Source organism: Nocardioides bizhenqiangii (assembly GCF_034661235.1).
In the GTDB taxonomy this organism is placed as follows: domain Bacteria; phylum Actinomycetota; class Actinomycetes; order Propionibacteriales; family Nocardioidaceae; genus Nocardioides; species Nocardioides bizhenqiangii.
Map to the genome: position 1 here is coordinate 3,271,646 of NZ_CP141059.1, position 25,097 is coordinate 3,296,742.

General features: G+C 72.0%; 23 protein-coding genes. 4 read left to right on the top strand and 19 right to left on the bottom strand.

All coding sequences use genetic code 11. The annotated features are described in order from the left end of the window. Nucleotides 1-29: 29 nt before the first annotated feature. The 15 genes from ndk to SHK19_RS16025 all read right to left on the bottom strand — a co-directional run bounded on the left by ndk (nt 30) and on the right by SHK19_RS16025 (nt 15,277). A complete protein-coding gene (gene ndk / locus SHK19_RS15955; RefSeq protein WP_322936833.1) occupies nt 30-437 on the bottom strand; it encodes a nucleoside-diphosphate kinase in 408 nt (135 codons plus the stop codon). 11 nt (nt 438-448) lie between these two features. Next, entirely contained in the window at nt 449-1,645 is a 1,197-nt protein-coding gene (locus SHK19_RS15960; protein ID WP_322936834.1) for a winged helix-turn-helix domain-containing protein, read from the bottom strand. A 163-nt stretch (nt 1,646-1,808) separates the two neighbouring features. Next, the gene (locus SHK19_RS15965; protein WP_322456068.1) at nt 1,809-2,477 is read right to left on the bottom strand and encodes a response regulator transcription factor; all 669 of its coding nucleotides are present in this window, start codon (nt 2,475-2,477) and stop codon (nt 1,809-1,811) included. Nucleotides 2,478-2,551: 74 nt separating this feature from the next. After that, a complete protein-coding gene (gene hpf, locus SHK19_RS15970; protein ID WP_322456069.1) occupies nt 2,552-3,190 on the bottom strand; it encodes a ribosome hibernation-promoting factor, HPF/YfiA family in 639 nt (212 codons plus the stop codon). Between the two features lie 200 nt (nt 3,191-3,390). After that, nucleotides 3,391-4,107, bottom strand: coding sequence for a ComF family protein (locus SHK19_RS15975; RefSeq protein ID WP_322456070.1), 717 nt, complete (start codon nt 4,105-4,107; stop codon nt 3,391-3,393). Between the two features lie 68 nt (nt 4,108-4,175). Beyond that, nucleotides 4,176-5,915 carry an LpqB family beta-propeller domain-containing protein gene (locus SHK19_RS15980; protein ID WP_322936835.1) on the bottom strand — a complete coding sequence of 580 codons (1,740 nt, stop codon included), beginning with the start codon at nt 5,913-5,915 and terminating at the stop codon, nt 4,176-4,178. After that, the gene (gene mtrB, locus SHK19_RS15985) at nt 5,912-7,600 is read right to left on the bottom strand and encodes an MtrAB system histidine kinase MtrB (RefSeq protein WP_322936836.1); all 1,689 of its coding nucleotides are present in this window, start codon (nt 7,598-7,600) and stop codon (nt 5,912-5,914) included. Before mtrB ends, SHK19_RS15980 begins: the two co-directional genes overlap by 4 nt. Before the next feature lie 13 nt (nt 7,601-7,613). Next, the gene (gene mtrA, locus SHK19_RS15990) at nt 7,614-8,297 is read right to left on the bottom strand and encodes an MtrAB system response regulator MtrA (protein WP_322938703.1); all 684 of its coding nucleotides are present in this window, start codon (nt 8,295-8,297) and stop codon (nt 7,614-7,616) included. 247 nt (nt 8,298-8,544) lie between these two features. Beyond that, nucleotides 8,545-9,987 carry an adenosylhomocysteinase gene (gene ahcY, locus SHK19_RS15995; protein WP_322936837.1) on the bottom strand — a complete coding sequence of 481 codons (1,443 nt, stop codon included), beginning with the start codon at nt 9,985-9,987 and terminating at the stop codon, nt 8,545-8,547. Nucleotides 9,988-10,114: 127 nt separating this feature from the next. Further along, on the bottom strand, nt 10,115-11,125 hold the full coding sequence (locus SHK19_RS16000) for a DUF808 domain-containing protein (RefSeq protein WP_322936838.1): 1,011 nt from the start codon (nt 11,123-11,125) through the stop codon (nt 10,115-10,117). After that, on the bottom strand, nt 11,122-12,210 hold the full coding sequence (locus SHK19_RS16005) for an acyltransferase family protein (protein WP_322456076.1): 1,089 nt from the start codon (nt 12,208-12,210) through the stop codon (nt 11,122-11,124). The genes SHK19_RS16000 and SHK19_RS16005 overlap by 4 nt, the downstream gene beginning before the upstream one ends. A 45-nt stretch (nt 12,211-12,255) precedes the next feature. After that, nucleotides 12,256-13,281 (bottom strand): SIS domain-containing protein, encoded by a 1,026-nt coding sequence (locus SHK19_RS16010; RefSeq protein WP_322936839.1) that lies wholly within the window; start codon nt 13,279-13,281, stop codon nt 12,256-12,258. A 13-nt stretch (nt 13,282-13,294) separates the two neighbouring features. Beyond that, complete coding sequence (locus SHK19_RS16015; RefSeq protein ID WP_322456078.1) at nt 13,295-13,501, bottom strand: Trm112 family protein; 207 nt, start codon at nt 13,499-13,501, stop codon at nt 13,295-13,297. Beyond that, nucleotides 13,498-14,868, bottom strand: a complete 1,371-nt coding sequence (locus SHK19_RS16020; protein WP_322936840.1) for a phosphomannomutase/phosphoglucomutase — start codon at nt 14,866-14,868, stop codon at nt 13,498-13,500. The genes SHK19_RS16015 and SHK19_RS16020 overlap by 4 nt, the downstream gene beginning before the upstream one ends. 52 nt (nt 14,869-14,920) lie before the next feature. Further along, the gene (locus tag SHK19_RS16025) at nt 14,921-15,277 is read right to left on the bottom strand and encodes a DUF3499 domain-containing protein (RefSeq protein ID WP_322936841.1); all 357 of its coding nucleotides are present in this window, start codon (nt 15,275-15,277) and stop codon (nt 14,921-14,923) included. A gap of 51 nt (nt 15,278-15,328) precedes the next feature. On the opposite strand from SHK19_RS16025, the gene SHK19_RS16030 reads away from it, so the two are divergent. Beyond that, nucleotides 15,329-15,778, top strand: a complete 450-nt coding sequence (locus SHK19_RS16030) for a metallopeptidase family protein (RefSeq protein ID WP_322456081.1) — start codon at nt 15,329-15,331, stop codon at nt 15,776-15,778. Nucleotides 15,779-16,063: 285 nt separating this feature from the next. On the opposite strand, the gene SHK19_RS16035 is transcribed toward SHK19_RS16030, so the two are convergent. From SHK19_RS16035 to SHK19_RS16045, 3 genes are all read right to left on the bottom strand, one after another. Then, entirely contained in the window at nt 16,064-17,509 is a 1,446-nt protein-coding gene (locus tag SHK19_RS16035; RefSeq protein ID WP_322936842.1) for a DUF5719 family protein, read from the bottom strand. Next, entirely contained in the window at nt 17,506-20,403 is a 2,898-nt protein-coding gene (locus SHK19_RS16040; RefSeq protein ID WP_322936843.1) for a glycosyltransferase family 2 protein, read from the bottom strand. The genes SHK19_RS16035 and SHK19_RS16040 overlap by 4 nt, the downstream gene beginning before the upstream one ends. Nucleotides 20,404-20,609: 206 nt before the next feature. After that, entirely contained in the window at nt 20,610-20,870 is a 261-nt protein-coding gene (locus SHK19_RS16045) for a WhiB family transcriptional regulator (RefSeq protein ID WP_322456084.1), read from the bottom strand. 167 nt (nt 20,871-21,037) lie between these two features. Here SHK19_RS16045 and cofD point away from each other — a divergent pair, with 167 nt between their 5' ends. Genes cofD through SHK19_RS16060 form a run of 3 tightly spaced genes read left to right on the top strand, consistent with a single transcriptional unit; the run spans nt 21,038 to nt 23,802 of the window. Next, nucleotides 21,038-22,051, top strand: a complete 1,014-nt coding sequence (gene cofD / locus SHK19_RS16050; protein ID WP_322936844.1) for a 2-phospho-L-lactate transferase — start codon at nt 21,038-21,040, stop codon at nt 22,049-22,051. After that, nucleotides 22,051-22,992 carry a coenzyme F420-0:L-glutamate ligase gene (locus tag SHK19_RS16055; RefSeq protein ID WP_322936845.1) on the top strand — a complete coding sequence of 314 codons (942 nt, stop codon included), beginning with the start codon at nt 22,051-22,053 and terminating at the stop codon, nt 22,990-22,992. The genes cofD and SHK19_RS16055 overlap by 1 nt, the downstream gene beginning before the upstream one ends. Nucleotides 22,993-23,034: 42 nt before the next feature. Next, complete coding sequence (locus tag SHK19_RS16060) at nt 23,035-23,802, top strand: DUF3105 domain-containing protein (protein ID WP_322456087.1); 768 nt, start codon at nt 23,035-23,037, stop codon at nt 23,800-23,802. Between the two features lie 159 nt (nt 23,803-23,961). On the opposite strand, the gene SHK19_RS16065 is transcribed toward SHK19_RS16060, so the two are convergent. Beyond that, entirely contained in the window at nt 23,962-25,056 is a 1,095-nt protein-coding gene (locus SHK19_RS16065; protein ID WP_322936846.1) for a mannose-1-phosphate guanylyltransferase, read from the bottom strand. Nucleotides 25,057-25,097 lie beyond the last annotated feature (41 nt).

The window sequence follows — 25,097 nt, forward strand, 5'->3', positions numbered from 1 at the left end:
GGGACGATGCCGCGACGCGCGTAACGAGATCAGAGTCCGGGAAACCAGAGAGCGATCTCGCGGGCGGCGGACTCGGGCGAGTCGGAGCCGTGGACGAGGTTCTCGCGGTTGGAGAGCGAGAGGTCGCCGCGGATGGTGCCGGGGGCGGCCTTGCGGCCGTCGGTCGCGCCGTTGAGCGCGCGGACGACCTCGATCGCCTCGTCCCCCTCGAGCACCAGCGCGACCAGCGGACCGCTGGTGACGAAGTCGCGCAGCGGCGGGTAGAAGTCCTTCTCGACGTGCTCGTGGTAGTGCGCGTCGGCCTGTGCCGCGTCGATCAGTCGCTGCTCCATCGCCACGATGGTGAGGCCCTTGGCCTCGAACCGGGAGAGCACCTCGCCCACGAGGCCGCGGCGGGTCGCGTCGGGCTTGATCAGGACCAGGGTGCGTTGGCTCACGACGCGTGAGCCTATCCAACGGCTCCGGTGAGCTCGGCGGCGAGATCCCCCCGCGGCGCCACGACGACGTCGTCGAGCCCGAGCCAGCCCGCGAGCTGCCGCAGCTCGGCCGCGAGCGCGGCCGCCGTCTCGGGCGGAGCGCCCGGCTCGGCGTACGCACCCTGGACCAGCAGTGCCCGCATCGGGCGGTCGGCCTTGATGTCGACTCGCGCGACGATCCGATCGCCGAGGAGGAACGGCAGCACGTAGTAGCCGTGCACCCGCTTTGCGGCCGGGGTGTAGATCTCGATGCGGTAGTAGAAGTCGAAGAGCGCCTCGGTGCGGGCGCGCTCCCACACCACCGGGTCGAACGGGCTCAGCAGGGCCCGGGCATCGATCCGGCGCGGCAGCCGCGCGTCGCGGTGGAGGTAGGCCGGGCGGCGCCACCCCTCCACGGTCACCCGCTCCAGCTCCCCGGCGGACACCAGCTCCTCCGCCGCGGTCCGGGCAGGCGCCACCTTGATCCGGAAGTAGTCGGCGAGGCAGTTGGCACTGGCGACGCCGTGGGAGCGGGCAGCGCGGCGGACCAGCTCGAGCACCGCCTCGTCCTCGGTCAGCGCCGGCGCCGCCAGCACGTCCGGTGGCAGCACCCGTTCCGGCAGGTCGTAGCGCACCTCGAACTGGCTGTTGCGGCCGGCGATGGCGATCTCGCCGGTCATGTAGAGGATGTCGAGCGCCTTGCGCGCCTCCGACCAGTTCCAGCCCCAGTGCTTCTTCTCGACTTGGGCGTCCCCGTTGACGTGCTCGAGGTCGCGTGCGGTCACCGGGCCGCGGCTCCCGACCTCCTTGAGCACCCGCTCCTTCAGCGACGCGTCGATGCCCTGCCACCACTTGAACTCGCGATCGGCGTAGTGCGCCATCCGGAACCGCATCACCGGCCAGAGCTCGACCGGCATGAACGCCTGCACGTGCGCCCAGTACTCGATCACCCGACGCGGACGCCCCTCGGCCGCGCGCCGCAGCAGGTCGACGTCGTAGGGCCCCATCCGGGAGTAGAGCGGCATGAAGTGCGCCCGCTGCAAGACGTTGACCGAGTCGACCTGCAGCACGCCCGTGCGGTTGAGGGTGCGCTGGAAGGTCCGCATGGTCGGCAGCACGTGCCGCTTGTCGGTGAAGCCCTGAGCAGCAAGCGCGATCCGGCGGGCCTGCGCGAGCGAGAGGGACTGCACAGGCGCGAGCCTAGAGCGCCGCGCCGACAGCGCACCGACGCTGACCGGCTCGGGCGCACGCGGGACGATCGCCGTACCTGGACGGCAAAACTGTCGCTTGTAGTGCGAAGGTTCGTCGGCCAAGCGACAGTTTCACCGGCCGGCCGGTGAAACTGTCACGGCGTCACTCCAGCTCAACCAGCTTTTCCCGAACTGCGTACATGACCGCCTCCATCCGCGAGTGCAGCTGGAGCTTCTCCAGCATGTTGCGCACGTGGTTCTTGACGGTGTTCTCGCTGATCGCGAGCCGGTGGGCGACGTCGCGGTTGCTGAGGCCCTTGGCGACGAGCCGCAGCACGTCGAGCTCGCGCTCGGTGAGCCTCAGTGCCGGACCCTGCGAGCGGTCCGGCCGCGACATGGTCTTGAACTCGTCGATGAGCTTGGCCGCCATCGACGGGCTGATCAGCGACTGGCCCTCGGCGACGACCCGGATGCCCTGGGCGACCTCCTCGATCGAGGAGTCCTTGAGCAGGTAGCCCGAGGCGCCGTTCTTGACTGCCTCGTAGAGGTCGGCCTCCTCGTCGGACACGGTCAGCATGACGATCTTCGTCGTCGGCGACGCGGCCTTGATGGCAACGCACGCCTCGATGCCGGACTGCTTCGGCATCCGGACGTCGAGCAGCACGACGTCGGGAGCACTGCTGACCGCCAGCTCGGTGCCCTCGGCGCCGTCGCTGGCCTCCCCGACCACCTCGATGCCCGGCTCGACGCCGAGCAGCATGGTCAGGCCACGTCGGAAGAGCTCGTGATCATCGACCACCAGCACCCGGATCGGCTCGTTCCCACTCGACACCCGAGCATCATGGCACGCACGGACCCCGCAAGGCGCGCGACGTCACCAGGCGTGCGCGTCGTAGCGGACGCGTTCTAGTGCTCCTGAGCGCCGAGGTCGAGCGAGATCACGCCGTAGTCGTAGCCCTTGCGCCGGTAGACGACCGCCGGCCGCTCACTCTCCTTGTCGAGGAAGAGGTAGAAGTCGTGACCCACCAGCTCCATCTCGTAGAGCGCCTGGTCGAGCGTCATCGGGCTGGCCGGGTGGGTCTTCTCCCGCACGACGAGCGGCCCGTCGCCGGTCACCGTGATCGGTCCGACCTGCCGCTCCTCGACGGTGTCGGCGGGCTCTGCCACCGCGATCGAGGTCAGCCCGTCGACGGGCACCCCTGCGAGCGCCTGCCCGACCGACACGGGCGCGCGCCGGCCGCGGTGCACGCGGCGCCGGTCGGCGGCGCGCCGCATCTGCGAGGCCATCTTGTCGAGGGCGAGGTCCAGCGCCGCCATCTTGTCGTCGGCAGAGGCCTCGGCGCGGATCACCGGTCCCTTGGAGAAGGCGGTGAGCTCGACGTGGACGGCGTGGTCGTGCTGGCGCGGGTTGGGTTCACTGTCGACCTCGACGTGGACCCGGATGATCCGATGATCATGCTTCTCCAACCTCGTCAGCTTCTCGGCAGCGTGCTCGCGAAAGCGATCCGAGATCTCGCAGTGCCGACCGGTGACCACGACGTCCATCTGGTACCTCCCAGGGTTGGTTGGTGGGACTTGTATTCAGCTGTGCGCACGCGTCAGTGTGCGCCGATCAGGATGGATCGGTGTGGGAGCGCCCGACCGCCTGCGAGACCCGGAGCGTCAGAGCGACGCGATCACGGATCGAGGCGAACTCCATGTTGAGACGTTAGTCGGTAGTTGGTGACGGTGAAAGGGCTGGACGACTATTCCGGCCCTCGATCCCGCGGCGGGAGACGACGCGGGGTGGCGGCGACGGCGGCGACCCCGAGCACGGCCAGACCGGCTGCCTCCAGGGCCCGCTGCGCCTCGCGGGCGGTGGCACCGGTGGTGATCACGTCGTCACAGACCACCACGTGCGCGCGCCGGCCGGCCCACCGTCGTACGGCGCGGGCGGGGCTGGCCATCGAGCCCGCGAGATTGGCGTGCCGCTGGCCGGCATCGAGCCCGGCCTGGTCGGCCACGCCCGGGCGGGTGCGAAGGAGCCGCGCGACCGCCACGTCACGGTCGGTGGCACGGAGGGCGCGGGCGGCGTGGCGGGTCATGGCCAGGGTCGGGTCGTGCCCACGGGCCCGGACCGCCGCCGGGCGCGACGGCACCGGTACGAGCAGCAGCGGAGCCGACGGGCCGGCTGCTGTGAGCACGGAGGCCGCCAGCAGGTCGCCGAGCGGGCGGGTCAGCCCGAGCAGCCGACGCTCCTTGTGGCCGACCACCATCGCGCGGAGGGTTCCCTCGTAGGGGCCGGTGGCGAAGGGACGTGCGAGCCCGGCCGGGGTCGGGGTCGGCCACGCCGTGGCCGCGCCCTCCGGCAGCCCCGCCCGGCAGTCCGGGCAGAGCACCCGCCCGGGCTCGCCGCAGCCGACGCAGGCGGAGCCGAGCAGCAGGTCGGCACCGGCGTCGATGAGCACGGACAGGAGCGACACCCGCCGATGCGACCACGCTTCGAGGCCGCGGACAACGGGCGGCACCCGGCCTGTGGAGAGGGCTCGTCTCAGCCCGCGTAGTCGAGCTCGCGGGCACGGATGTCCGTGGTCACCCGGTCGCCGCTGCTGCTGATGTCGATGAGGCCGTCCCGCGCAACCGCGTAGATGGGCGTCTCGGGCCACGGCTCGGCGGCGAGTCCGACGACCCGTCCCGACACGATGGTCGACAAGGTGTCGACGCCCACGGTGGCGCCGTCGGCGGCGACCGTCTCGAGCTCGAAGAGCTCGCCGGGTCGCGTCGGCGTGAGAACGGCGACCTGGGCCGGTCCGGCCCACGCGACGTCGGTCGCGCGGGAGCCGCGGACCGACCAGATGACCGTGGGGTCGACCGCCCCCTCGACCCTGCCGAGCGGACTGAGGACGATCCTGACCGCGACCAGCCGGTCACCGTCCGCGTCGCCGATGAGCGCGACCAGCCGGGTGCCGTCGCGGGACACCAGGATCCGCCGCGCGTCGGTCCCGGTCACGCCGGCGACCTCCACCTCGCGAACCGTCGACCTGTCGTCCGAGACGAGCAGCCGCGCACCTCCGGGACCGCGGTCGAGCAGCCACAGCCGGCCCGACGCGTCCCACGTCGGCCGGGTGAGGTCGGTACCGTCCGTCAGGACCTCGATGCCGCGGCCGTCCTCCCGCGGCGCGCGCAGCGGACCGACGAGGGCCTGGCGGCGGTCACCGGTGACGGCGGCGACCCTTCTGCCGCCGGGGGACACGGCGACCGACGCCAGGTCGTGGGCGACCCGGCCGAACGGACCGTTGACGGCGTCCAGCTCTCCGAAGCCGCCGACGACCAACCGGCCGCGGCGCAGGCCGTAGAGCACACCCTCCGAACCGGTGTCCGTGGGGTCGAACTCATCGGCCGCGCCGACGTCGTACTGGGTCTCCGCGCCGGGGAGATCGAGCTCCTCGCCGTCGAGTGTGACCCGCAATGCGGTGATCGAGGGATCCTGGCGGAGGGTCGCTGCCAGCTGCGCCAGCATCAGCTCGGCCTCGGCCGCGGAGGTCCTCGGCGCCTCACCACGCAGGTCCAGCACCGCCACGCCGTCGGACACTACGACGGACAGCCCGACGCTGAGGCCCGACGGCAGGAAGGTGCTGACGACGTCCCGCAGCCGCGCCGGCGGGCCGGCCAGCAGCGCGGTGACCAGGGTGGTGGCGAAGGTCCCTCCCACCGGCACGAACACCGGCTCCGGCACCAGGACCTGGGCGGTCGGGTCGAAGTAGAAGAGCGAGGCCTGGCGGTACCGGTCCTGGAACCAGGAGGTCCGCACTACGAGGGCGTCCATCGGGTCGATGATCCGGAACTCGCCGTTCTCGACGGTCAGGCGGAACCGCAGCACGCTGCGGTCGCGCGTCAGGACGCCGCGCCAGCCCCCGGACTCGTCGAGAAGGGCAGCGTCGCCCATCCGGATGCTGACCGTGCTGCCGTCCTCGCGCGCGGTCCCCAGTTCCGTGTAGATCACGGTCGAGCCGGGGCTCCACTCCTCGGCGGCGTCATCGGTGAGGTACTCCTTCGCGACGCGGGTCGAGATCGGCCACGCCATCATCGCCTCGAGGAATCCGTTGACCACTTCCTGCCGGGAGGCGCCGGCCTGCGGAGGGCGGGGGTCGAAGTCCGATGCCCGTTCGGCCTGCTGCTCCTCCGCGCCATCGACCTCGACGACCGGACCGTTGGTCGGGAGGTCGACGCAGCCGCCGAGGAGCACCACCGCCAGGATCGTCAGTACGACAGCCGGCCGCGTCCGGTTCATGACGGGACCCCCCGGCTCGGCTCGCGGCCCGGTTCGGAAGCGGGCGTCTCCTCGGGCTCGGACTCGGCGAGGACGACCTCGTCGACCGGAGCGAGCGGTAGGGGGCTGCGCCGCAACGGCATGCCCGCCCGTCGCGGCAGAGTGAGCCGGAACTGTGCGCCCTCCCCTGGCCGCCCCCAGGCCTGGAGCCAGCCGCCGTGGAGGTGGGCGTCCTCGAGCGCGATCGCGAGGCCGAGACCGGTGCCGCCGCTCGCCCTGGCGCGGGCCGGGTCGGATCGCCAGAACCGGTTGAAGACCATCGCCGACTCCCCCGGCGCCAGCCCCACGCCATGGTCGCGAACGGTGATCGCGGCCGCCTGGTCGTCGGCGGCCATCCGGACCACGATGGGATGGTCCAGGTCGTCCGGGAACGCATGGTCGATCGCGTTGGTGACGAGGTTACGGAGGATCCGCTCGACGCGGCGCACGTCGATCTCGGCACGGACCGGCCGCTCCGGCTGCTCCACCACCACCTGTACACCCCGCTGGTCGGCCAGCGGACGCGCGGCGTCGACGATCCGATGCGCGACGTCGAGCAGGTTGGTGTCCTCGACGTCGAGCACGGCGGCGCCCGCGTCGAACCGGCTGATCTCGAGCAGGTCGACGAGCAGGGTCTCGAACCGGTCGAGCTCGGCCTGGAGCAGCTCGGCCGCCCGCGCCGTGACGGGGTCGAAGTCGCGGCGGGCGTCGTGGAGGACGTCGCCGGCCATCCGCACCGTGGTCAGCGGCGTACGGAGCTCGTGCGAGACGTCGGACACGAACCGGCGCTGCACCCAGCTCAGCTCCTCGAGCTGCCGGATCTGCCGCTGCAGGTTCGACGCCATCTGGTTGAAGGAGGTGGCGAGGCGGGCGAGGTCGTCCTCCCCGGTGACCCGCAACCGCTCCTGCAGCCAGCCGGCGGCGAGGCGCTCCGCCACCCGCCGGGCCATCCGGACCGGCGTGACGACCTGCCGGGTCACCAGCCAGGTGATCGCCGCGACGAGCACCAGCAGCAGGCCGGCCGCCGTGAGCAACGCCCGCGTGACCAGCCCGAGCGTCTCTTCCTCCTCCGTGAGGGGGAAGAGGAAGTAGATCGTGTAGTAATCGCCGTCGGCGGGGAGCAGCACCTGCGAGCCGACGGCGATCCCCGGCTCCGATTCGGTGGTGCCGTCGGGGAGGGTCCGGACGATGTCGGTGTAGGTCCAGGCGGTGGGGCGGTTGTCGCCGTCGAAGTGCTCCTCCAGCCGCTCCGGCACGCTGCTGAGCTCCAGGCCGCTGGTGCGGTGAGCGCCCCCGTCCGCGAGCCCGGTGTCGTTGCCCTCGGGGCCGCCGAGGACGACGCCGTAGCCGCGGCTGTCGCCGGCCTCGATGATCGGCCCGATCAGGTTGGCGCGTTGGACACTGGCGTTGACCTCGGTGCCCGACGCGGCCGAGAGCCGGTCGCGGTTGAAGGCCACCTCCGCCTCCACCTCCCCGACGACCACCTCCGCGCGGTGCTCGAGGAGCCCGTCGCGAATCTGCTGCAGCAGGAACCACCCGACGGCGCTGATCACGATGGCCGACAGCAGCAGCGTGCTGACGACCACCCGCGCCTGGATCGAGCGGCGCCAGAAGGTGAGCGCCCGCCGGAGGCCGGTGGGGAGAGCGATCCGGGAGAGGCGGACCACCCCTACAGCTCCACTACGAGCCGGCCTTGTAGCCGACGCCGCGGACGGTCAGCACGATCTCGGGGTGCTCCGGGTCGTGCTCGACCTTGGACCGCAGGCGCTGGACGTGGACGTTGACCAGCCGGGTGTCGGCGGCGTGGTGGTAGCCCCAGACCTCCTCCAGCAGGACCTGACGGGTGAAGACCTGCCACGGCCGCCGCGCGAGGCACAGCAGCAGGTCGAACTCCAGCGGCGTCAGCGGGATCTCCTCGTCGTCGCGGGTCACGCTGTGACCGGCGACGTCGATCGTGAGGTCCTTGAGGGTGAGCGTCTCGGACGCGACGTTGTCGGTCCGGCGTACCCGTGCCCGGATCCGAGCGATCAGCTCCTTGGGCTTGAACGGCTTGACGACGTAGTCGTCGGCCCCCGACTCCAGCCCGACGACGACGTCGACGGTGTCGCCCTTGGCGGTCAGCATGACGATCGGCACGCCGGACTCGGCGCGGATCTCCTTGCAGACGTCGATGCCGTCACGGCCGGGCAGCATCACGTCGAGCAGCACGACGTCGGGGCGATAGTCCCGGAACGCCGCGAGCGCGATGTCACCACGTCCGCAGACCTGGCTGTCGAACCCCTCCTGCCGGAGCACGATGCCGAGCATCTCGGCGAGCGGGGCGTCGTCGTCGACGACGAGCACGCGTCCCTTGGTCGCGTACATCGACGCAGCGGCGGTGGAGTTCACGTCCCAATGGTAGGCCGGGAGACGCGCAGAGCCCCGCACCGGTGGGGGTGCGAGGCTCCGCGCTACCGCCTGCAAGCCGCCAAGCAGCCTCAGGTGGCACCTACATCAACTGCGAGCGCGGCAGCGTGTCGCACCGCGGCGAAGCCGCACGGTGGGGCGCCCGCGGACCGAGCGAAGCGATGGTCCGTGCGGCGCCGCACCGTCTGCGACACGCTCGCGCAATCTAGTAGCGGTAGTGGTCGGACTTGTACGGACCGGCCACGTCGACGCCGAGGTACTCGGCCTGCTCCTTGGTCAGCTCGGTGAGCTCGACGCCGAGGGCGTCGAGGTGCAGGCGGGCGACCTCCTCGTCGAGATGCTTGGGCAGGACGTAGACGCCGACCGGGTAGTCGTCGGTCTTCGTGAAGAGCTCGATCTGGGCGAGCACCTGGTTGGTGAACGAGTTCGACATCACGAACGACGGGTGACCGGTCGCGTTGCCGAGGTTCAGCAGCCGGCCCTCGGACAGCACGATGATCTTCTTGCCATCCTCGAAGATCCACTGGTGGACCTGCGGCTTGATCTCGTCCTTGACGATGCCCGGGATCCTGGCCAGGCCGGCCATGTCGATCTCGTTGTCGAAGTGACCGATGTTGCCGACGATCGCCTGGTTCTTCATCTTCTCGAAGTGCTCGATCTTGATGATGTCGAAGTTGCCCGTCGTGGTGATGAAGATGTCGGCGAACTCGACGACGGACTCGAGGCGCTTGACCTCGTAGCCGTCCATCGCCGCCTGGAGCGCGCAGATCGGGTCGATCTCGGTGACGATCACCCGGGCGCCCTGGCCACGCAGCGACTCCGCGGAGCCCTTGCCGACGTCGCCGTAGCCGCAGACGACCGCGACCTTGCCGCCGATCATCACGTCGGTGCCGCGGTTGATGCCGTCGATGAGCGAGTGGCGGCAGCCGTACTTGTTGTCGAACTTCGACTTGGTGACCGAGTCGTTGACGTTGATGGCCGGGAAGAGGAGCGAGCCCTCCTTGAACCGGTCGTAGAGACGCAGCACGCCGGTGGTGGTCTCCTCGGTGACGCCCTTGATGCCGTTGGCGATGTTGGTCCAGTGCTGCGGGCGGTTCTCCAGCGAGCGAGCGAGGACGCGGAGCACCTCCTTGTACTCCTCGTTGTCGGTCGAGTCCTGACCGGGCACGGCGCCGGCCTTCTCGAACTCGACGCCCTTGTGGAGGAGCATGGTGATGTCGCCGCCGTCGTCGAGCAGCATGTTGGGCCCGACCGCGTTGCCGTCGGCGTCGGTGAAGTCGAAGACCTTCTCCGCCTCGTCCCAGTACTCGGCGAGGGTCTCGCCCTTCCACGCGAACACCGGGGTGCCGGCCGGAGCGTCGACGGTGCCGTCGCGACCGACGACGACCGCCGCGGCAGCGTGGTCCTGGGTGGAGAAGATGTTGCAGGTGGCCCAGCGCACGTCGGCGCCGAGCGCGGTGAGCGTCTCGATCAGCACCGCGGTCTGGATGGTCATGTGCAGCGAGCCGGCGACGCGCGCGCCGGCGAGCGGCTTGTCGGCGCCGTAGCGCTCACGCATCGCCATCAGGCCGGGCATCTCGTGCTCGGCGAGCTCGATCTCCTTGCGGCCGTAGTCGGCCAGGCTCAGGTCAGCAACCTTGTAGTCCATGAAAGTTCTTCCTCGATGACTTCCGGAGGCTGTCTCTGCGGCGCATCTGCGCTACGTCGGGATCTCCCGCACAGGACTGGTGCCACCCTACAAGCGGGCGCCGAAGCGCGAGGAATCCCCGCCGAAACTAGGGGGTAGGCGGCGGCGGTGCTGCTGCGTCGTCGTCCGGAGCGGCCGCGCCGTGCACTTCGTCGTCGCCGTGGCCCTTCCCGAAGGGAAGGAGTTGGACGACCGCCAGCACGACGGCACCCACGAGGAGGCCGGCGAGCGCAGAGAAGAAGGTGTTGACCAGCCAGGCGAGGGTCGATCCGAGCACGGACACGTCCACGGCGTGGTCGACGTCCTCCTCGACGTGGTGGACCCAGTCGTACGGCGCGTGCCACCAGCCGACCTCGGCCAGGTTGACGAGCAGGATGTGGCCGCCGACCCAGAGCATCGCGACCGTGCCCACGACGGAGATCACCGCGAGCAGCTTGGGCATCGCGTCGACCAGACCGCGACCCAGCCGCTGGGCGAAGGCCGACGGTCGTTGGGTGAGCAGCAGGCCGGCGTCGTCCATCTTCACGATGAGCGCGACCACGCCGTAGACGGCGATGGTGATCGCGAACGCGACGACGACCAGGATCGCGAGCCGCGACCAGAAGCTCTCGTCCGCGACCTCGTCGAGCGCGATCACCATGATCTCCGCGGAGAGGATCAGGTCGGTGCGGACCGCGCCGGCGACCATCTTCTTCTCGGCTTCCGGTCCGACCTCGGCCGCGGGGCGGTCGTGGTCGTGGTGGCCGGCGACCATCCCCCAGACCTTGTGAGCACCTTCATAGGCGAGGAAGGTGCCGCCGATCATCAAGATGACGGGCAACAGGTCGGGGAGCCACTGGCTGAGGGCGAGGGCCAGCGGCAGGATGATGAACAGCTTGTTGCGGATCGAGCCGAAGGCGATCTTCTTGACGATCGGCAGCTCGCGCTCGGCGGCGAGGCCGTGTACGTACTGCGGCGTCACCGCGGTGTCGTCGACGACGACACCGGCGGCCTTGGTGGTGGCGCGACCCGCCGCGGCACCGACGTCGTCGACCGATGCCGCCGCCAGCCTGGCGATCGCGGCGACGTCGTCGAGGAGCCCGAAGAGCCCGGCGCTCATCGGATCGGTTCCTGGGTCCGCATGGCCGGAAGATTACCGGGCTGCTGCGCGACGACCGACAGCTCCACCGCCTGCTGCACCTGCCGTTCGGCCTTCCCGAACGGGTCGACGAGCAGCTCGAGCCGCCGGGACACCGGGGGCGCTGCCAGGGCGAGGGCCAACAGCGCGGCGCCGACCAGGGTGACCGGCGGCGCGACGAGAGGATGGGCGGCTGCCCACTCGACGTAGCCGCCGTACTCCAGGCCGCGGACGACGAAGCCGTGGCACAGGTAGACGACGAGGGTGGCGGCCCCCATCCGGGTGAACCACCCGTGGACCCGCGGCACCAGCGCGAGGAACGCGAACGCTCCGGCGGCGCCGATCCCGAGCAGCGCCAGCCGGGTGACGACGCCGCGCGCGTCGGACGAACCGAGCTCGTCGTAGGGCGTCGCGTAGTAGAGCCAGTGGGTGCCGGCCAGGTCGTCGGTGCGCGCGGCGAGCAGCCACACGGCGCCGAGGGTCGCGGCGGCGATCCAGCGGGCACCGGGACCGCGGAGCCGCTCGAGCCGGTCCGGGGTCGTGTGCACACCGAGCACGAAGAACGGGAGCAGGCCGATCATCCGGGTCAGGTCGAACATCTCCGCGGTCTCACCATCGACCGTGCCCGACCACAGGCAGAGGCCGACCGCGACCGCCAGTCCGATGACGGCCGGGGGCGCGCGAAAGACCGGCGTGCTCAGCCGCCAGCAGATCAGCGCGGTGAGGAACCACAGTGGCCAGTGCGGATCGGTGAACAGGTCCTCGAGCTGCTCGCCGCCGACGTGGATGCGGAAGAGCGCCATCAGGCACTCGAAGACGACGTACGGCACGGCGACCGTCCGGACCAGCTGCCAGAGCCTTTCCGGCGAGTACTCGAAGGTGCGGGACAGGTAGCCGCTCACGAAGACGAACGCCGGCATGTGCCAGGCGTAGAGGAAGTCGTAGAAGTGGCCGACCAGCCCGTCGGCGGGCAGCAGGGCGCAGGCGTGCCCGACGACGACCAGGGTGACCAGCGCCATTTTGGCGTTGTCGAGCCAGGGGTCCCGAGCGATCCGGTGCGGGGGCATCCGCCACTTGCTACCGGGTGCGGCCCCGTCAAGCCAAGTTGTCTGTCAATCCTCGACGAGGCCGAGGCGGAGGTACTCCGCGGCATAGGTGCCGCTGAGCAGCAGGGATGCGTAGCGCGCCACCTCTCCGTCGGCCTCGGTGGTGACCGCCTCGACCCGGACGTCGCCGGCGCGGGCGGCCTCCTCGAGCCGGTCGCGCTGCTCCCGGGCAACCGGGTCGTCGGCACCGTCGTCGAGCACGATGAGGACCGGTCGTCGCCCACCGCTGCCGTCGGCGTAGGGGTCGGCGAACACGTTGCGGGGCCGGGCCGCCTCGATCACCGGCAGCAGGTGCTCGGCGTCGCCGGCGACTGCGGTGCGCCCGGAGGTGCGGCGGATCAGCTCGGCGACGCGACGCGCGGCACGGGCGGCGAGCACCGAGCCACCCCAGACCACCGGCGCGGCGTCGGCGAGCGAGATCGCCAGCATCTTCGCGGGGTTGATCGAGATGTCCCGCTGCGGCGAGCAGGCGATGGCGACGTCGTCGAGCGCATCGGCGACGGTGGCGGGGTCGCTGGCGGGGCCGAGGGCGACCTGGTGCAGGAACCAGAGCATCACGACCGCCGTCGCGAGCTGGTCGCCGGTCTCCGTCGGCAGGATCGTGGTCCAGCGGCCGGCGGCGTGCATGGCGACGCTCGACTCGGTGGGGCACGCCACGACCACCTGGCAGCCGCGGCGGGCCGCCTCGGCGACCGCGGAGGCGGTGCCGGTGTCGGAGCCGTCGGGCGCCAGCACGACGACCAGGTCGAGGCTGCCCGTCCAGCCGGGCAGGCCGGCCGACGGCCAGGCGACGAACGGAACCGGGCACCACGGCTCCAGCACGGCCCGCAGCAGGCGGGAGTCCGGTCCGGCGGCGATGACCGCACGCGGGCGGGCGTCGGAGGCTCGGCCGACCGCCTCGGCGATCGCGTCGGTGGCGGCGGACGCCTCCCGGCGGATCCGCGCCCCCGACTCGGCGAGGGTCCGCAGCCGCAGGTCGGCGCTGCCGAGCGCGATCTCGTCGTCGAGGCGGGACTCGTCGAACCAGGTCATCGGAACGCGCGGATCAACGGGTGGCCCGGGCCTCGTCGACGAGGAGCACCGGGATGCCGTCGCGGACGGGGTAGGCGAGGCCACAGCCCTGGCAGACGAGCTCGGGTTGCGCGGGCTCCCCGCCCTCGGCGAGCGCGAGGTCGCCGTGGCACGCGGGGCAGACGATGATCGCGAGCAGCTCGGGCGCGATACCGGCGGTGCCGCCACCACCGGCGCTCATCGTGCGCCCCGGATGATCGAGAGCACCTCGTCGCGGATGGCGGCCATCGTGGTGGAGTCCTTCCCCTCGGCGTTGAGCCGCAGCAGCGGCTCGGTGTTGGACGCACGGACGTTGAACGCCCAGTCGGCGGACGCCACGCTGAGACCGTCGAGGTGGTCGACTTCGACGTCGTCGCGACCGCCGTACGTCGCCTCGAGCTCGGCCACCACCGCAGCCTGGTCGGCGACCTCGGAGTTGATCTCGCCGCTCATCGGGTAGCGCTCGTACTCCGCGAGCAGCGCCGACAGCGACCGGTCCGTCCCGGCGAGCGCGGCGAGTGCGTGGAGGGCCGCCAGCATCCCGGAGTCGGCACGCCAGAAGTCCCGGAAGTAGAAGTGACCGCTGTGCTCGCCGCCGAAGATCGCGTCCGTCTCGGCCATGGTCTCCTTGATGAAGGAGTGGCCGACCCGCGTGCGCACCGGCTTGCCGCCGCGCTCGGTGACGATCTCCGGCACGGACCGGCTGGTGATCAGGTTGTGGATGATCGTCCCGCCGGGCTCCTTCTCTAGCTCGCGGGCGGCGATCAGCGCGGTCAGCGTGGACGGCGACACCCCCTGCCCGCGCTCGTCGACGAGGAAGCAGCGGTCGGCGTCGCCGTCGAATGCGAGGCCGATGTCGGCCTGCTCGGCGAGCACCCGCTTCTGAAGGTCGACCAGGTTGGCGGCTTCGATGGGGTTCGCCTCGTGGTTGGGGAACGTGCCGTCGAGGTCGAAGTACATCGGGACCAGCTCGACCTGGTCGGCAAGGCGCTCGAAGACCGCCGGCGCCGTGTGGCCGGCCATGCCGTTGCCCGCGTCGACCACGACCTTCAGCTTGCGACCGGAAACGGGTGCGAGCGAGAGCAGGTGCGCGGCGTACGCCTGGAGGACATCGTGGCTGGAGATCGAGCCCGGCCGGGCCGTCGTCGGCGACGCGCCCTTGACCACCAGGTCGCGGATGTCGGCCAGCCCGCTGTCGAGACCGACCGGCTGTGCGTAGGCGCGGCACATCTTGATGCCGTTGTACTGCGCCGGGTTGTGGCTCGCCGTGAACATCGCGCCGGGCAGGCCGAGGTGGCCGGATGCGAAGTAGAGCTGGTCGGTGGAGGCGAGGCCGATCATCGTGACGTCGGCACCCGAGCTGGTCGCACCGTCGGCGAACGCACCCGCGAGGTCGGGCGAGCTGGGCCGCATGTCGTAGCCGATCACGATCGACGTCGCACCCAGCACCTCGACGTAGGCCCGGCCGGTGGCGCGGGCGAAGTCCTCGTCCAGCTGGTCCGGGACGGTGCCGCGGACGTCGTACGCCTTGAAGACCGCGTTGACGTTGTCAGGCGAGGTCGTTGACATGGCCGCAAACCTAGTAGATGGGCTCGCTCGCCGACACGGCGCGCTCGGTTGCTCAGTCGCTGGTGAGGACGCGGAGGTGGCCGCGGCGGGCGACCTCGCGGCCGGTCTCGCGCTCCGGCGGTGCCACCGGGGTGACCGGGCGGGCGGCCTCGCGCACCGCGTCGGCGAGGGCCAGCAGGTCGTCCTCGGTCGGACCGGGAAGCGTCTGGTCGAGCGCGAGCCGGAGGACCTCCCACCCGCGCGGCGCGGACAGGCGCTCGCTGTGGAAGTCGCAGAGGTCGTAGGCGTGCGGCTCGGCGTACGTCGCCAACGGACCGAGGACGGCGGTCTGGTCGGCGTAGACATAGGTGAGCGTCGCGACCGCAGCGCGGGCGCACGCGGTGCGCGAACAGCGCCGGGCGAGACTCACGCGGCAGACGGTACCCCGTGGCGGGCAGCGCGCCGGATAGGCTCGCGGCTCGTGGAGGACTCCCCGTCGACACAGCGCTCCCGGCGCGATCGTCGCGGCCGTGGGCTGCGGGGACCAGCCGCACTGGGACATCCCTCGGTCGGACGACCGCCGCACCCGCGCAGCCGCCGCGAGTCCTTCGACCGGTTGGTGCTCGACATCGTCACCGACATCGACGAGCGCTGGTCGGACCGGCTCGGCCTGGTGGAGTACGCCGTCGAGGACACCCCTCAACTCCCTGACGACTGGGAGTCCGGGACGGTCCCGTTGTCGTCGTTGATCCGCGGGTCCGGCGCGACCCCGACCCGGCTGGTCGTCTTCCGCCGGCCACTGGAGCACCGGGCCGCCGACCGGGTCGAGCTCGAGGCCATGGTGCTCACCGTCGTGGTGGAGCAGGTGGCCGAGCTGCTCGGGATCCCGCCGTCGGAGGTCGACCCCCGCTACCCCGACGACCTCGACTGACCCGACCCGGCTCATCTCAACGCCGACCCGGCTCATCTCAACACCGACCCGGCTCATCTCAACACCGACCCGGCTCATCTCAACACCGACCCGGCTCATCTCAACACCGACCCGGCTCATCTCAACACCGACCCGGCTCATCTCAACACCGACCCGGCTCATCTCTACGCCGACCCGGCTCATCTCAACACCGACCCGGCGCGTTCAAACGCGACGGGTCGCGGTACAGATGCGACGGGTCGCGGTACAGATGCGACGGGTCGCGGTACAGATGCGACGGGTCGGCTACTCCGGGCGTACGACGGGCACGTCGGCGTCGATGTCGGCGGGCCAGAGCCGCAGCGCGCCGATCCGGTCGCCGGTGAGCATGACGGTGCCGGCGATCGTGGTGTTCGTCGACCTGACGGTCACCAGCACCGCGTCGTCGGGCAGCTCCAGGCTGTGGCCGCGGTCGGCGCCGACCTCGACCCGCTGCTCGTCCATGAGCACCTCGCCGCGGGCGTCGGTCGCGGTCACCCGGACCACGCCGGCGCGTTCCGCTCCCGCGAGCACCAGTGACTTGGGTCCCTCCGGCACCACCGCCGTCACCGGCTGGTCGTCGCCGATCGCGGTCGACGGGGCGATCAGCCCGAGGTCGTCACCGACCACCCGGACGGACGCGACCAGGGGCTGGGCGGCGTCGACCTGGAGCCCGAGCGCGCCGTCGGCCGCCTCCCTGGTCAGCACCTGCGACAGCGGCAGCTGGCGGACCGTGCCACCGGGGACGACCACTTCGTCGAGGCCGGCAGGTGTGAAGATCGCGGAGTCCGAGACCACCCGCACCGTGGCCCGGGCCTCGTCCTCGCCCGGGTTGAAGAGATTGACCACGCCGTCGCCGTCGGACGGGACGCCCAGCAGCAGGTTCTCGGTCGCGGGCGCGGCCTGGGCGGGCAGGAAGTCGATCCGCGGCGTGCCGCGACCCAGCGGGTCGTAGGTGTGGCGCACGGTGCTGACGACCCGACCGCGGACCACCGTCAGGTGGGCGGCCAGCGTGCCGCGCCGTGGCGTGAGCTGCGAGAGGTCGAGCCGCATGACCTGGTGCCCGGCCACCCGGATGCCGTGCAGCTCCTGCTCGATGAGCGGCCCCGGGCGTCCGTGGAGGGCGATCTCGACCACGGCCGGACCTTCGTCGGGATTCGCCAGCTCGATCGTCGAGGACTGCTTGGCGGCCGCGCCGATCCCGACGTACCACTCGTCGAACGTCGGCGCCCGGCACTCCGCGGCGGCCCGGGCCGGACCTGTCCGGCCGCCGACCAGGCCCGGCGCCGCAGCGGCGGTGCCCGTCGCGAGCACGTCTCCGTCGGACGCGACCGACGCGAGCTCGCCGGACCGCACCTCGAGGTTCCTCGGGCCGCCGAGGTCGACCGCGCCGCCCTCCGCGATCCGCACGGTCACGTCGCCGCCCCTCATCCCCGGCACCCGCGACAGCATCACGTCGCCGGCGGTGCTGCTCGACGCCGCGGCACAGACCAGTGACGCGTCGGTGAGCCGGGCGGGCGTCGGCGGCGCGGCGGCGTAGGTCGTGGCCGGGTCGTCGCCACGAGTGACGGCGAGCGCACCCGCGACGACCATCGGCAGCACCAGGGCGAGGACGAGGAGCGCGTCGACCTTGCGACGCTGCACGATCCCGCGCCTGCCCGGGCCGGTCGCCCCGGCGCGGTCGGCCCTGCGGCCCTGCTGGCCGTCGCTCATCGCCTGCTCCTGCGCATCGTCGGGAGGCAGAGCACGGCGACGACCGCGATCGCGACCGCCTGGAGCACGAGGAGTCCGATGCGTGGCCACGAGCGCGGACCCTCGACCGAGGCCGGCTCGGGCTCCTCGAGCACCTGCCAGGCGCGGGTGCTGCGGTCCTCCGCGCTCGCCCGCACCAGGCCCGCGGTGGCGTCGAGGCGGGTCGCGACCGCGGCGTCGGCGGGCGCGGGCTGCACGACGAACCGGATGCCACGCTCGGTCAGGCCGGCGACGGCTTCGGGCGCGGGCGCCGTCACGAGGTCGCCGATCAGCGCGGTCGCCTCCCGGTCCTCAGCGGTCAGGGCCGCGACCTCGTCCTCGCCGACGGTGGGCCCGTCGTCCCGCTCGACCTGGTAGGTGAGGCCGTCCGCGACGCTGCCGCGGATGACGAGGATCCCGCGCTCGGGCGCGACCTCGGCCGCCTGGGACATGTAGACCGGGATCCCGCTCTCGGGGTGGGACTGCAGGTCGTCACCGCCCCAGCCCGCGAACCAGACGAGCCCGGCGACCGGCACGACCGTGGCGGCGACACCGACGACGGCCGTCACGGCCTGCGCGATCCGCGGCAGGACCAGTGGCGACGGGGAGCGCTCGGTGAGGGCGAGGCCGCCGAGGAGGGCGGCGGTGATCCACGCGCCGTGGACGACGAGCAGCACCGGCCCGAGACCCGCTTGCTGGGTGGCAGCTCCGGTGAGGTCGATCGTGGTCAGGCCGAGCGGCACCGCCACCAGGGCCGCGACCGCGGCGACCAGCCAGCACAGCACCACACCGATCCGGGTCGGCCGTGGGATCAGGGCGAGCACCGCGAGCGCCGGAAGCGCCAGGCCGAGCCACCACGGCGCGCCGAGCTCCCCGAGCTCGCCGAGACGGCCGACGGCGAGGCCGACACCGTCGGTGGACGGAGTCGGCCAGCGGCCGATGTCGAGGAACAGCGCGCCGGACGCGTCCTCCCACACGGCCGGCAGCCACCACGGCGCGAGCAACAAGGCCGGTACGGCGAGCGCGGTCGCGGGCGGCCCCCACACCGACCGGTCGCGGATCGCGCCCCGCACGACCACGGCCGACGCGGCGACCACGACCACGCCGAGGAGCGCGCACAGCCACCACATCACGGGCGCGACGGCGCTGAGCAGGGCGAGCAGGAAGCCGGTCCGCCACGCCGCCCGCCAGCGGCGCGTCGCCTCCGGCTCGGCGAAGCCGAGCGCGGCGTGCGCCAGCCACGGAAGCACGGCGGCCGCCACCACGATGCCCCACCGACCGCCGCCCCACGCGCCCGCCACGAGCGGGACGAGGGCATAGCTGACCGACCCCCAGAGGAGCAGCCACCGCGGGGCGCCGTACCGGCTGACCAGGCGACCGACGACGCGCAGGAATCGCCACGCGCCCCACAGCGCCAGCGGGGCCGCGGCCACCAGGAGCACCGTCATCGTGGTTTCGGTGCCGAGGACCGAGGCGAGGAGCGCCAGCGGCAGGACGTACGGCGGCGCCGGCACGGCGCTGCCGAAGCCGATCGGGTGCCAGCTCTCGTAGTGCATCGCCCACCAGTCACGGGCACCGTCGGGGACCGGCGACAGGGCGCCGCCGCTGACCGTGCCGAACGCGTCGCGGGCGCCGATCACGAACGCGATCGCGGCGACGGCGAGCGCGACCGCGACCGGGTCGGTGAGGAAGCGGGCGACCAGCCCGGTGTCCTCGAAGTCCTCGTCGTCGTCGGTCTTGTGGCGGGCCACCGGCGGCGAGGGGTCGCGGTCGGCCGCTGCAGCCCGGCGCCGCTCGGCGACGTCCGCGGCCTGGTTGGTGGCGGCAGCAGCGAGATCGCTGACGAAGTCGAGGCCGTGCCGGTAGGGCAGCCACCGCGGCGCCAGCAGTCGCTTGAGACGGGCCCGGTCGGCCGGCCCGGACTGTCGTGACCGGCGTCGGCGGCGCGCCTCCAGCAAGGGTCCCGGCCGGCTGTAGACGGACACCAGCGCGGCGAGCTCGTCGAGCGCCTCGCCGACGGACCGGACGACGATGAAGCCCAGCATCCGCAGCAGCGAGCCCAGCGCCAGCCGCAGGGCCTGGAACGGCAGGGCGACCCCGCGGCAGTTGGCGAGCAGGGTGAACAGCGCCGCCCGGCGCTCCTGGTAGTGCGTGTGGCGACCGGTCAGCGGCGTCCGCCGGCTGCCCCGGTGCGCGGCCTCGGCGTGGAAGACCACGGCCCGGGGGACCACCAGCGTGGTGTGGCCGGCCGCAGCGGCGCGCCACCCGAGGTCGATGTCGTTGCCGAACATCGGCAGCTGCCGGTCGTAGCCGCCGAGCTCCTCGAGCACCGTCCGCCTGACCAGCAGGCCGGCGCTGTTGACGGCCAGCACCTCGCGCACCTGGTCGTGCTGGCCCTGGTCGTACTCACCGCGCTCGAGGCCGGTCTCGCGACGGCCGGTGCCGCTGATGGTGACGCCGACCTCGAGCAGCCGCTTGAGGGAGGGCCACTCGCGGAGCTTGGGGCCGAGGAAGTCGGCCTCGGGACGGGCCGCCGCCACCCGCAGCAGCTGCTCCAGCGCGTCCGGCGCGGGGTTGCTGTCGTCGTGCAGCAGCCAGATCCACTCGGTGGCGAGGCCGTGGTGTGGCAGCGCTTCGCTCGCGAGCGCGACGGCTTCGGGGTACGACGTACGTCCGCTCTCGCGCAGCACCCCGACCGGGATCGGCGGCTCGGCGCGGAGGGCGGACTCGATCAGGTCGGCGCTGCCGTCCTTGCTGCCCGTGTCGACGGCGACGACGCCGGCGACGGGTGCGGTCTGCGCGCGGATGCCCTCGAGCACCGCCGGCAACCACGACGCCCCGTCGTGACTGACGAGCACCACGGAGACGTCGGACACGATCGGCCACCCTACCGACGTGACACCAACCGCCACGCATCGTCATCCGGTGCCGGGGAGGTTCAGCGCAAGAGACAGTTTTGCCGGCCGAGCGCGAGTTTCACCGGCCGGCCGGGGAAACTGGCGCTTGGCGTACGAAGTTTCATCGGCCGAGCGCGAGTTTCACCGGCCGGCCGGTGAATCTCTCGCGAGGACCGACAAGCGCCTCAAACCGCGCGCTTCTTCAGCTTCCTTCGCTCACGCTCGGACAGACCGCCCCAGATGCCGAAGCGCTCGTCGTTCATCAACGCCGCCTCGAGGCACTCGACCCGGACCTCACAGGTCTGGCACACCTTCTTCGCCTCGCGCGTCGACCCGCCCTTCTCCGGGAAGAAGGCCTCGGGGTCGGTTTGTGCGCACAGCGCACGCTCCTGCCACCCCAGGTCCTCGTCGGTGTCCACATCCTCGACCAGGAATAGTTCTCTCACCGTTCCGCCCCTTTCGACCCCCACAGTGCCGTTAACGACACTAGTGGAATTACACGCATGTCATACCCGCATAGTCAACCCTCAATCTGCTATAGGCGCAGCGTTATCACGCAGGTCGTTCGCACCCGCGGCGGGGCGGCGGGTGACGAGGCGGCAGAGTTGCCCTCATGAAGAAGCTGACGGTGCTGTCCGGGGGCATGGGCGGGGCGCGGTTCCTCCAGGGCCTCCTGCACGGGATCACGACGGGTGCGCTGCCGGGTGTCGACGCCGACGCCGAGGTCACCGTCGTGGCCAACACCGCCGACGACTGGTGGATCCACGGCCTCAAGGTGTGCCCCGACCTCGACACCGTGATGTACACGCTCGGTGACGGCATCGACCCCGAGCGCGGGTGGGGACGCCGGGACGAGACGTGGAGCGCGAAGGAGGAGCTCGCGGCGTACGGCGTGGAGCCCACCTGGTTCGGTCTGGGCGACCGCGACATCGCCACCCACCTCGTGCGCACCCAGCTCATCGACGCCGGCTATCCGCTGTCGAAGGTCACCCAGGCGCTCTGCAAGCGCTGGCTGACGCCGGCCTGGGGTGACCGGGTGCGGCTGCTCCCGATGACCGATGACCGGGTCGAGACCCATGTCGCGATCGCCGACCCGGAGTCCCCGAGCGGACGCCGGGTCGTGCACTTCCAGGAGTACTGGGTGCGGCTCCGGGCCGAGGTCGCCGCCGAGACGGTCGTGGTGGTCGGGATCGACGACTCCTCGCCCGCGCCGGGGGTGCTCGACGCGCTGACCGATGCCGACCTGGTTCTGCTGCCGCCGTCCAACCCGGTCGTCTCCGTCGGCACCATCCTCGGCGTGCCCGGACTGCGCGACGCGTTGCGCACGACGGCAGCACCGGTCGTCGGGCTGTCCCCCATCGTCGGCGGCAGCCACGTGCGCGGGATGGCCGAGCAGCTGCTCGCGTCGATCGGGGTCGAGGTGAGCGCGGGCGGGGTCGGTCGCCACTACGGGGCCCGCAGCGCCGGCGGTGTGCTCGACGGCTGGCTGGTCGACGAGCGCGACGCCGACCAGGTCGCGGACCTGGAGCAGTCGGGGATCCGGAGCGCCGCCGTGCCGCTGATGATGACCGACCACGACGCCACCGCCGCAATGGCGGCCGCCGCGATCGGCCTGGTGGGTCGCTGATGCTCACGGTGACCGCCCCGGACGAGGTGCCGGAGGTCAGCGCGGGCGACGACCTGGCCGACCTCCTGGTCCCGCTGGTCGAGCTCGCCGACGGAGACATCGTCGTCGTGACCAGCAAGGTGGTGAGCAAGGCCGAGGGCCGGCTCGTCGAGGGCGACCGGGAGGAGTGGATCACGGCCGAGACGGTGCGGCTGGTCGCGCGCCGCGGCCCCACCCGGATCGTCCGCAACCGGCTCGGGCTGACCATGGCCGCCGCCGGCGTGGACGCGTCGAACGTCGCCCGCGGCGCCGTCGTGCTCCTGCCGGTCGACCCGGATGCGTCCGCGGCCCGGCTGCGGACCGCGATCGCCGAGCGCACCGGCCGCAACGTCGGCGTGGTCGTCACCGACACCGCCGGCCGCGCCTGGCGCGAGGGGCAGACCGACATCGCGGTCGGCGCGGCCGGCATCGTGGTGCTGGAGTCGTTCGCCGGCCGCGTCGACGAGCACGGCAACGAGCTCGCGGTCACCGCTCCCGCGACGGCCGACGAGATCGCGTCGGCCGCCGAGCTGGCGCAGGGCAAGCTCAGCGGCCGTCCGTTCGCCGTGGTCCGCGGTCGCGCCGACCTGGTGCTCCCCCCGGGTGACGACGGCCCGGGCGCGCAGGCCCTGGTCCGGCCCGAGGGCGCCGACCTCTTCGGGTACGGCGCCCGCGAGGCGGTCATCCGCGCCGCGAGTCTCATCGCCGAAGACGCGCCGCCGTTCGGTGCGCCGGCCACTGCCGAGGAGCTGACCGAGGCCCTGCACCGGATCGGCATCGACGTCGTGCTCGTCCACGATCACGAACTGACCTGCACGGCCGACCGGCCGGACGCAGCCGGCATCGTCGCGATGGCCCACGGCTGGGTGGTCGAGGTCGGCGAACCCGGCGCCGATCTCCGGTTGAGACCCCTGACTCCGTAGACTCACCGCGACCCGCCCCACGACATCGAGGTAAGCCGCACCGTGGCCAAGACCACCAAGACTGAGAAGTCGGACCGCCAGAAGGTCATCGACGACATCCGGCGCAAGCAGCGCAGCGCCGAGAAGCGTCAGGGCTTCATGATCCTGGCGGTCTGCATCGTCATCGCGCTCGTCATCATCGTGCTCGCGGCGTTCAACCCGATCCGCTCCTGGATCGAGCAGCAGAGGAACGCCGACGATCCGCTCGCCGAGATCGGCGGGCCCGCGTCGGTGTGTGGCGACGTCACCACCAAGAACGCCGAGGGCAGCAACGACCACCGGCCGACCGGCGAGCAGATCGAGTACGACGAGGCGCCGGTGGCCTTCGGACCGCACTGGAACGAGGGCGGCGGCGTCGCCCCGGTCGGGATCGACGACCGGTTCTTCACCGACGACTCGCGTCCCGAGCTCGAGGCGCTGGTGCACAACCTCGAGCACGGCTTCACGATCCTCTGGTACGACGAGACCGCGGCGGACGACGCGACCATGCTCGGTGAGATCAAGGCGATCGCGGAGAAGCTCGACTACAGCGACACCAACAACCGGCTGTCGTTCATCGCCGCGCCGTGGACCTCCGACGACGGCGGCGACTTCCCCGACGGCCAGCACATCGCGTTCACCCACTGGTCGGCGGACGAGGCGACCGGCAAGTCGCACGGGGTCTGGCAGTACTGCTCCGAGCCAAGCGGCGAGGCGCTCGAGACCTTCATGAAGGATTACCCCTACTACGACGCCCCCGAGCCGGTCGGCGGCTACCTCGGCGAGCAGTGAGCGGGCAGGCAGTCTGCGAGGAACGAGCAGACTGCCGTCGCCCGCGAAGGCAGTCTGCGAGGAACGAGCAGACTGCCGTCGCCCGCGAAGATCGAGTAGCCGCCGCGGCTGACGAACGAAGCCGCGATGCGGCGTATCGAGATCCGGTGAGCCGAGCATTCAGGTCAGCTCGGAACGACCCTGGTCCCTGAGCTCGGCGACGACGGCCTTCACGTCCTGGGCGCGCTCGCGCGACGCGACGAGCAGCCCGTCGGGTGTGTCGACGACGATGACGTCGTCGAGGCCGATCACGGCGATCACCCGTCCCGACGCGGGTACGACGAGGCCGGTCGACTGCTGGGACAGCACCAGGCCGGCGTCGCCGAGCACGCTGAGCTTCTCGGCGTCGCCGAGCATGCCGGCGAGCGAGTCGTAGTCGCCCACGTCGTCCCAGCCGAAGCTTCCCGGCACCGTCGCGACCCGGCCCGCGGCGGCGGCGGGCTCGGCCACCGCGTGGTCGATCGCGATCTTCGGCAGGCCGAGCCACATCTCGTCGAGCCGGTCGGGCTCGGCGGCGATCTCGCGCAGGGACGCGGCGAACCCGGGGCTCCGTGCCGCGAGCAGGTCGAGCAGCACGCCGGGACGGACGACGAACATGCCGGCGTTCCACCGGTACTCGCCGGTCGCGAGGTAGTCCTCCGCCACGCTCACCGACGGCTTCTCGACGAACGACTCGACCACCCGCGCGCGCTCGTGCCCGGGGAGCCCGTCGCCCTGGCGGATGTAGCCGAACGCCGAGCTCGGGAACGTCGGCTCGATGCCGATCGTCACCAGCCAGTCCTCGCGGGCGGCCGCGACCGCCTCCACCACGGCGCGGTGGAACGCCGTCGGGTCCGAGATCACGTGATCGGCGGCGAACGACCCCATCACGACGTCCTCGCCGGTCTCGATCGCGCGCCGCTCGAGGAGGGCGGCCGCGAGACCGATGGCCGCCATCGAGTCGCGCGGAGACGGCTCGGCGAGCACCGATCGGGACCCGAGCGCCGGCAGCTGGGCGCGGACCGCCTGCTCGTGCGCGCGCCCGGTCACGACGAGGAAGCGGTCCTCGACCAGCGGCGCCAGCCGGTCGTGCGTCTGCTCGAGGAGGGTGCGCCCCTCCCCTGTCAGGTCGTGGAGGAACTTGGGTGACGACGAACGCGATATCGGCCAGAGTCGGGTGCCGGCGCCTCCGGCCGGGACCACCGCCCAGAACGCGTCGATAGCGCCGTCCACCACGTCGAACCCCCAGTTCCTCGCTCCGCCGGACCCGGCAACAC

Bases quoted from the DNA above. Each gene is read 5' to 3' on its own strand.
- SHK19_RS16000 (WP_322936838.1), bottom strand. From the start codon at position 11,125: ATGAGCGCCGGGCTCTTCGGGCTCCTCGACGACGTCGCCGCGATCGCC.
- SHK19_RS16055 (WP_322936845.1), top strand. From the start codon at position 22,051: ATGCTCACGGTGACCGCCCCGGACGAGGTGCCGGAGGTCAGCGCGGGC.
- SHK19_RS16015 (WP_322456078.1), bottom strand. From the start codon at position 13,501: ATGAGCGCCGGTGGTGGCGGCACCGCCGGTATCGCGCCCGAGCTGCTC.
- SHK19_RS16010 (WP_322936839.1), bottom strand. From the start codon at position 13,281: ATGACCTGGTTCGACGAGTCCCGCCTCGACGACGAGATCGCGCTCGGC.
- hpf (WP_322456069.1), bottom strand. From the start codon at position 3,190: ATGGACGTCGTGGTCACCGGTCGGCACTGCGAGATCTCGGATCGCTTT.
- SHK19_RS15980 (WP_322936835.1), bottom strand. From the start codon at position 5,915: ATGAACCGGACGCGGCCGGCTGTCGTACTGACGATCCTGGCGGTGGTG.
- ahcY (WP_322936837.1), bottom strand. From the start codon at position 9,987: ATGGACTACAAGGTTGCTGACCTGAGCCTGGCCGACTACGGCCGCAAG.
- SHK19_RS16035 (WP_322936842.1), bottom strand. From the start codon at position 17,509: ATGAGCGACGGCCAGCAGGGCCGCAGGGCCGACCGCGCCGGGGCGACC.
- SHK19_RS16005 (WP_322456076.1), bottom strand. From the start codon at position 12,210: ATGCCCCCGCACCGGATCGCTCGGGACCCCTGGCTCGACAACGCCAAA.
- cofD (WP_322936844.1), top strand. From the start codon at position 21,038: ATGAAGAAGCTGACGGTGCTGTCCGGGGGCATGGGCGGGGCGCGGTTC.
- SHK19_RS16020 (WP_322936840.1), bottom strand. From the start codon at position 14,868: ATGTCAACGACCTCGCCTGACAACGTCAACGCGGTCTTCAAGGCGTAC.
- mtrA (WP_322938703.1), bottom strand. From the start codon at position 8,297: ATGTACGCGACCAAGGGACGCGTGCTCGTCGTCGACGACGACGCCCCG.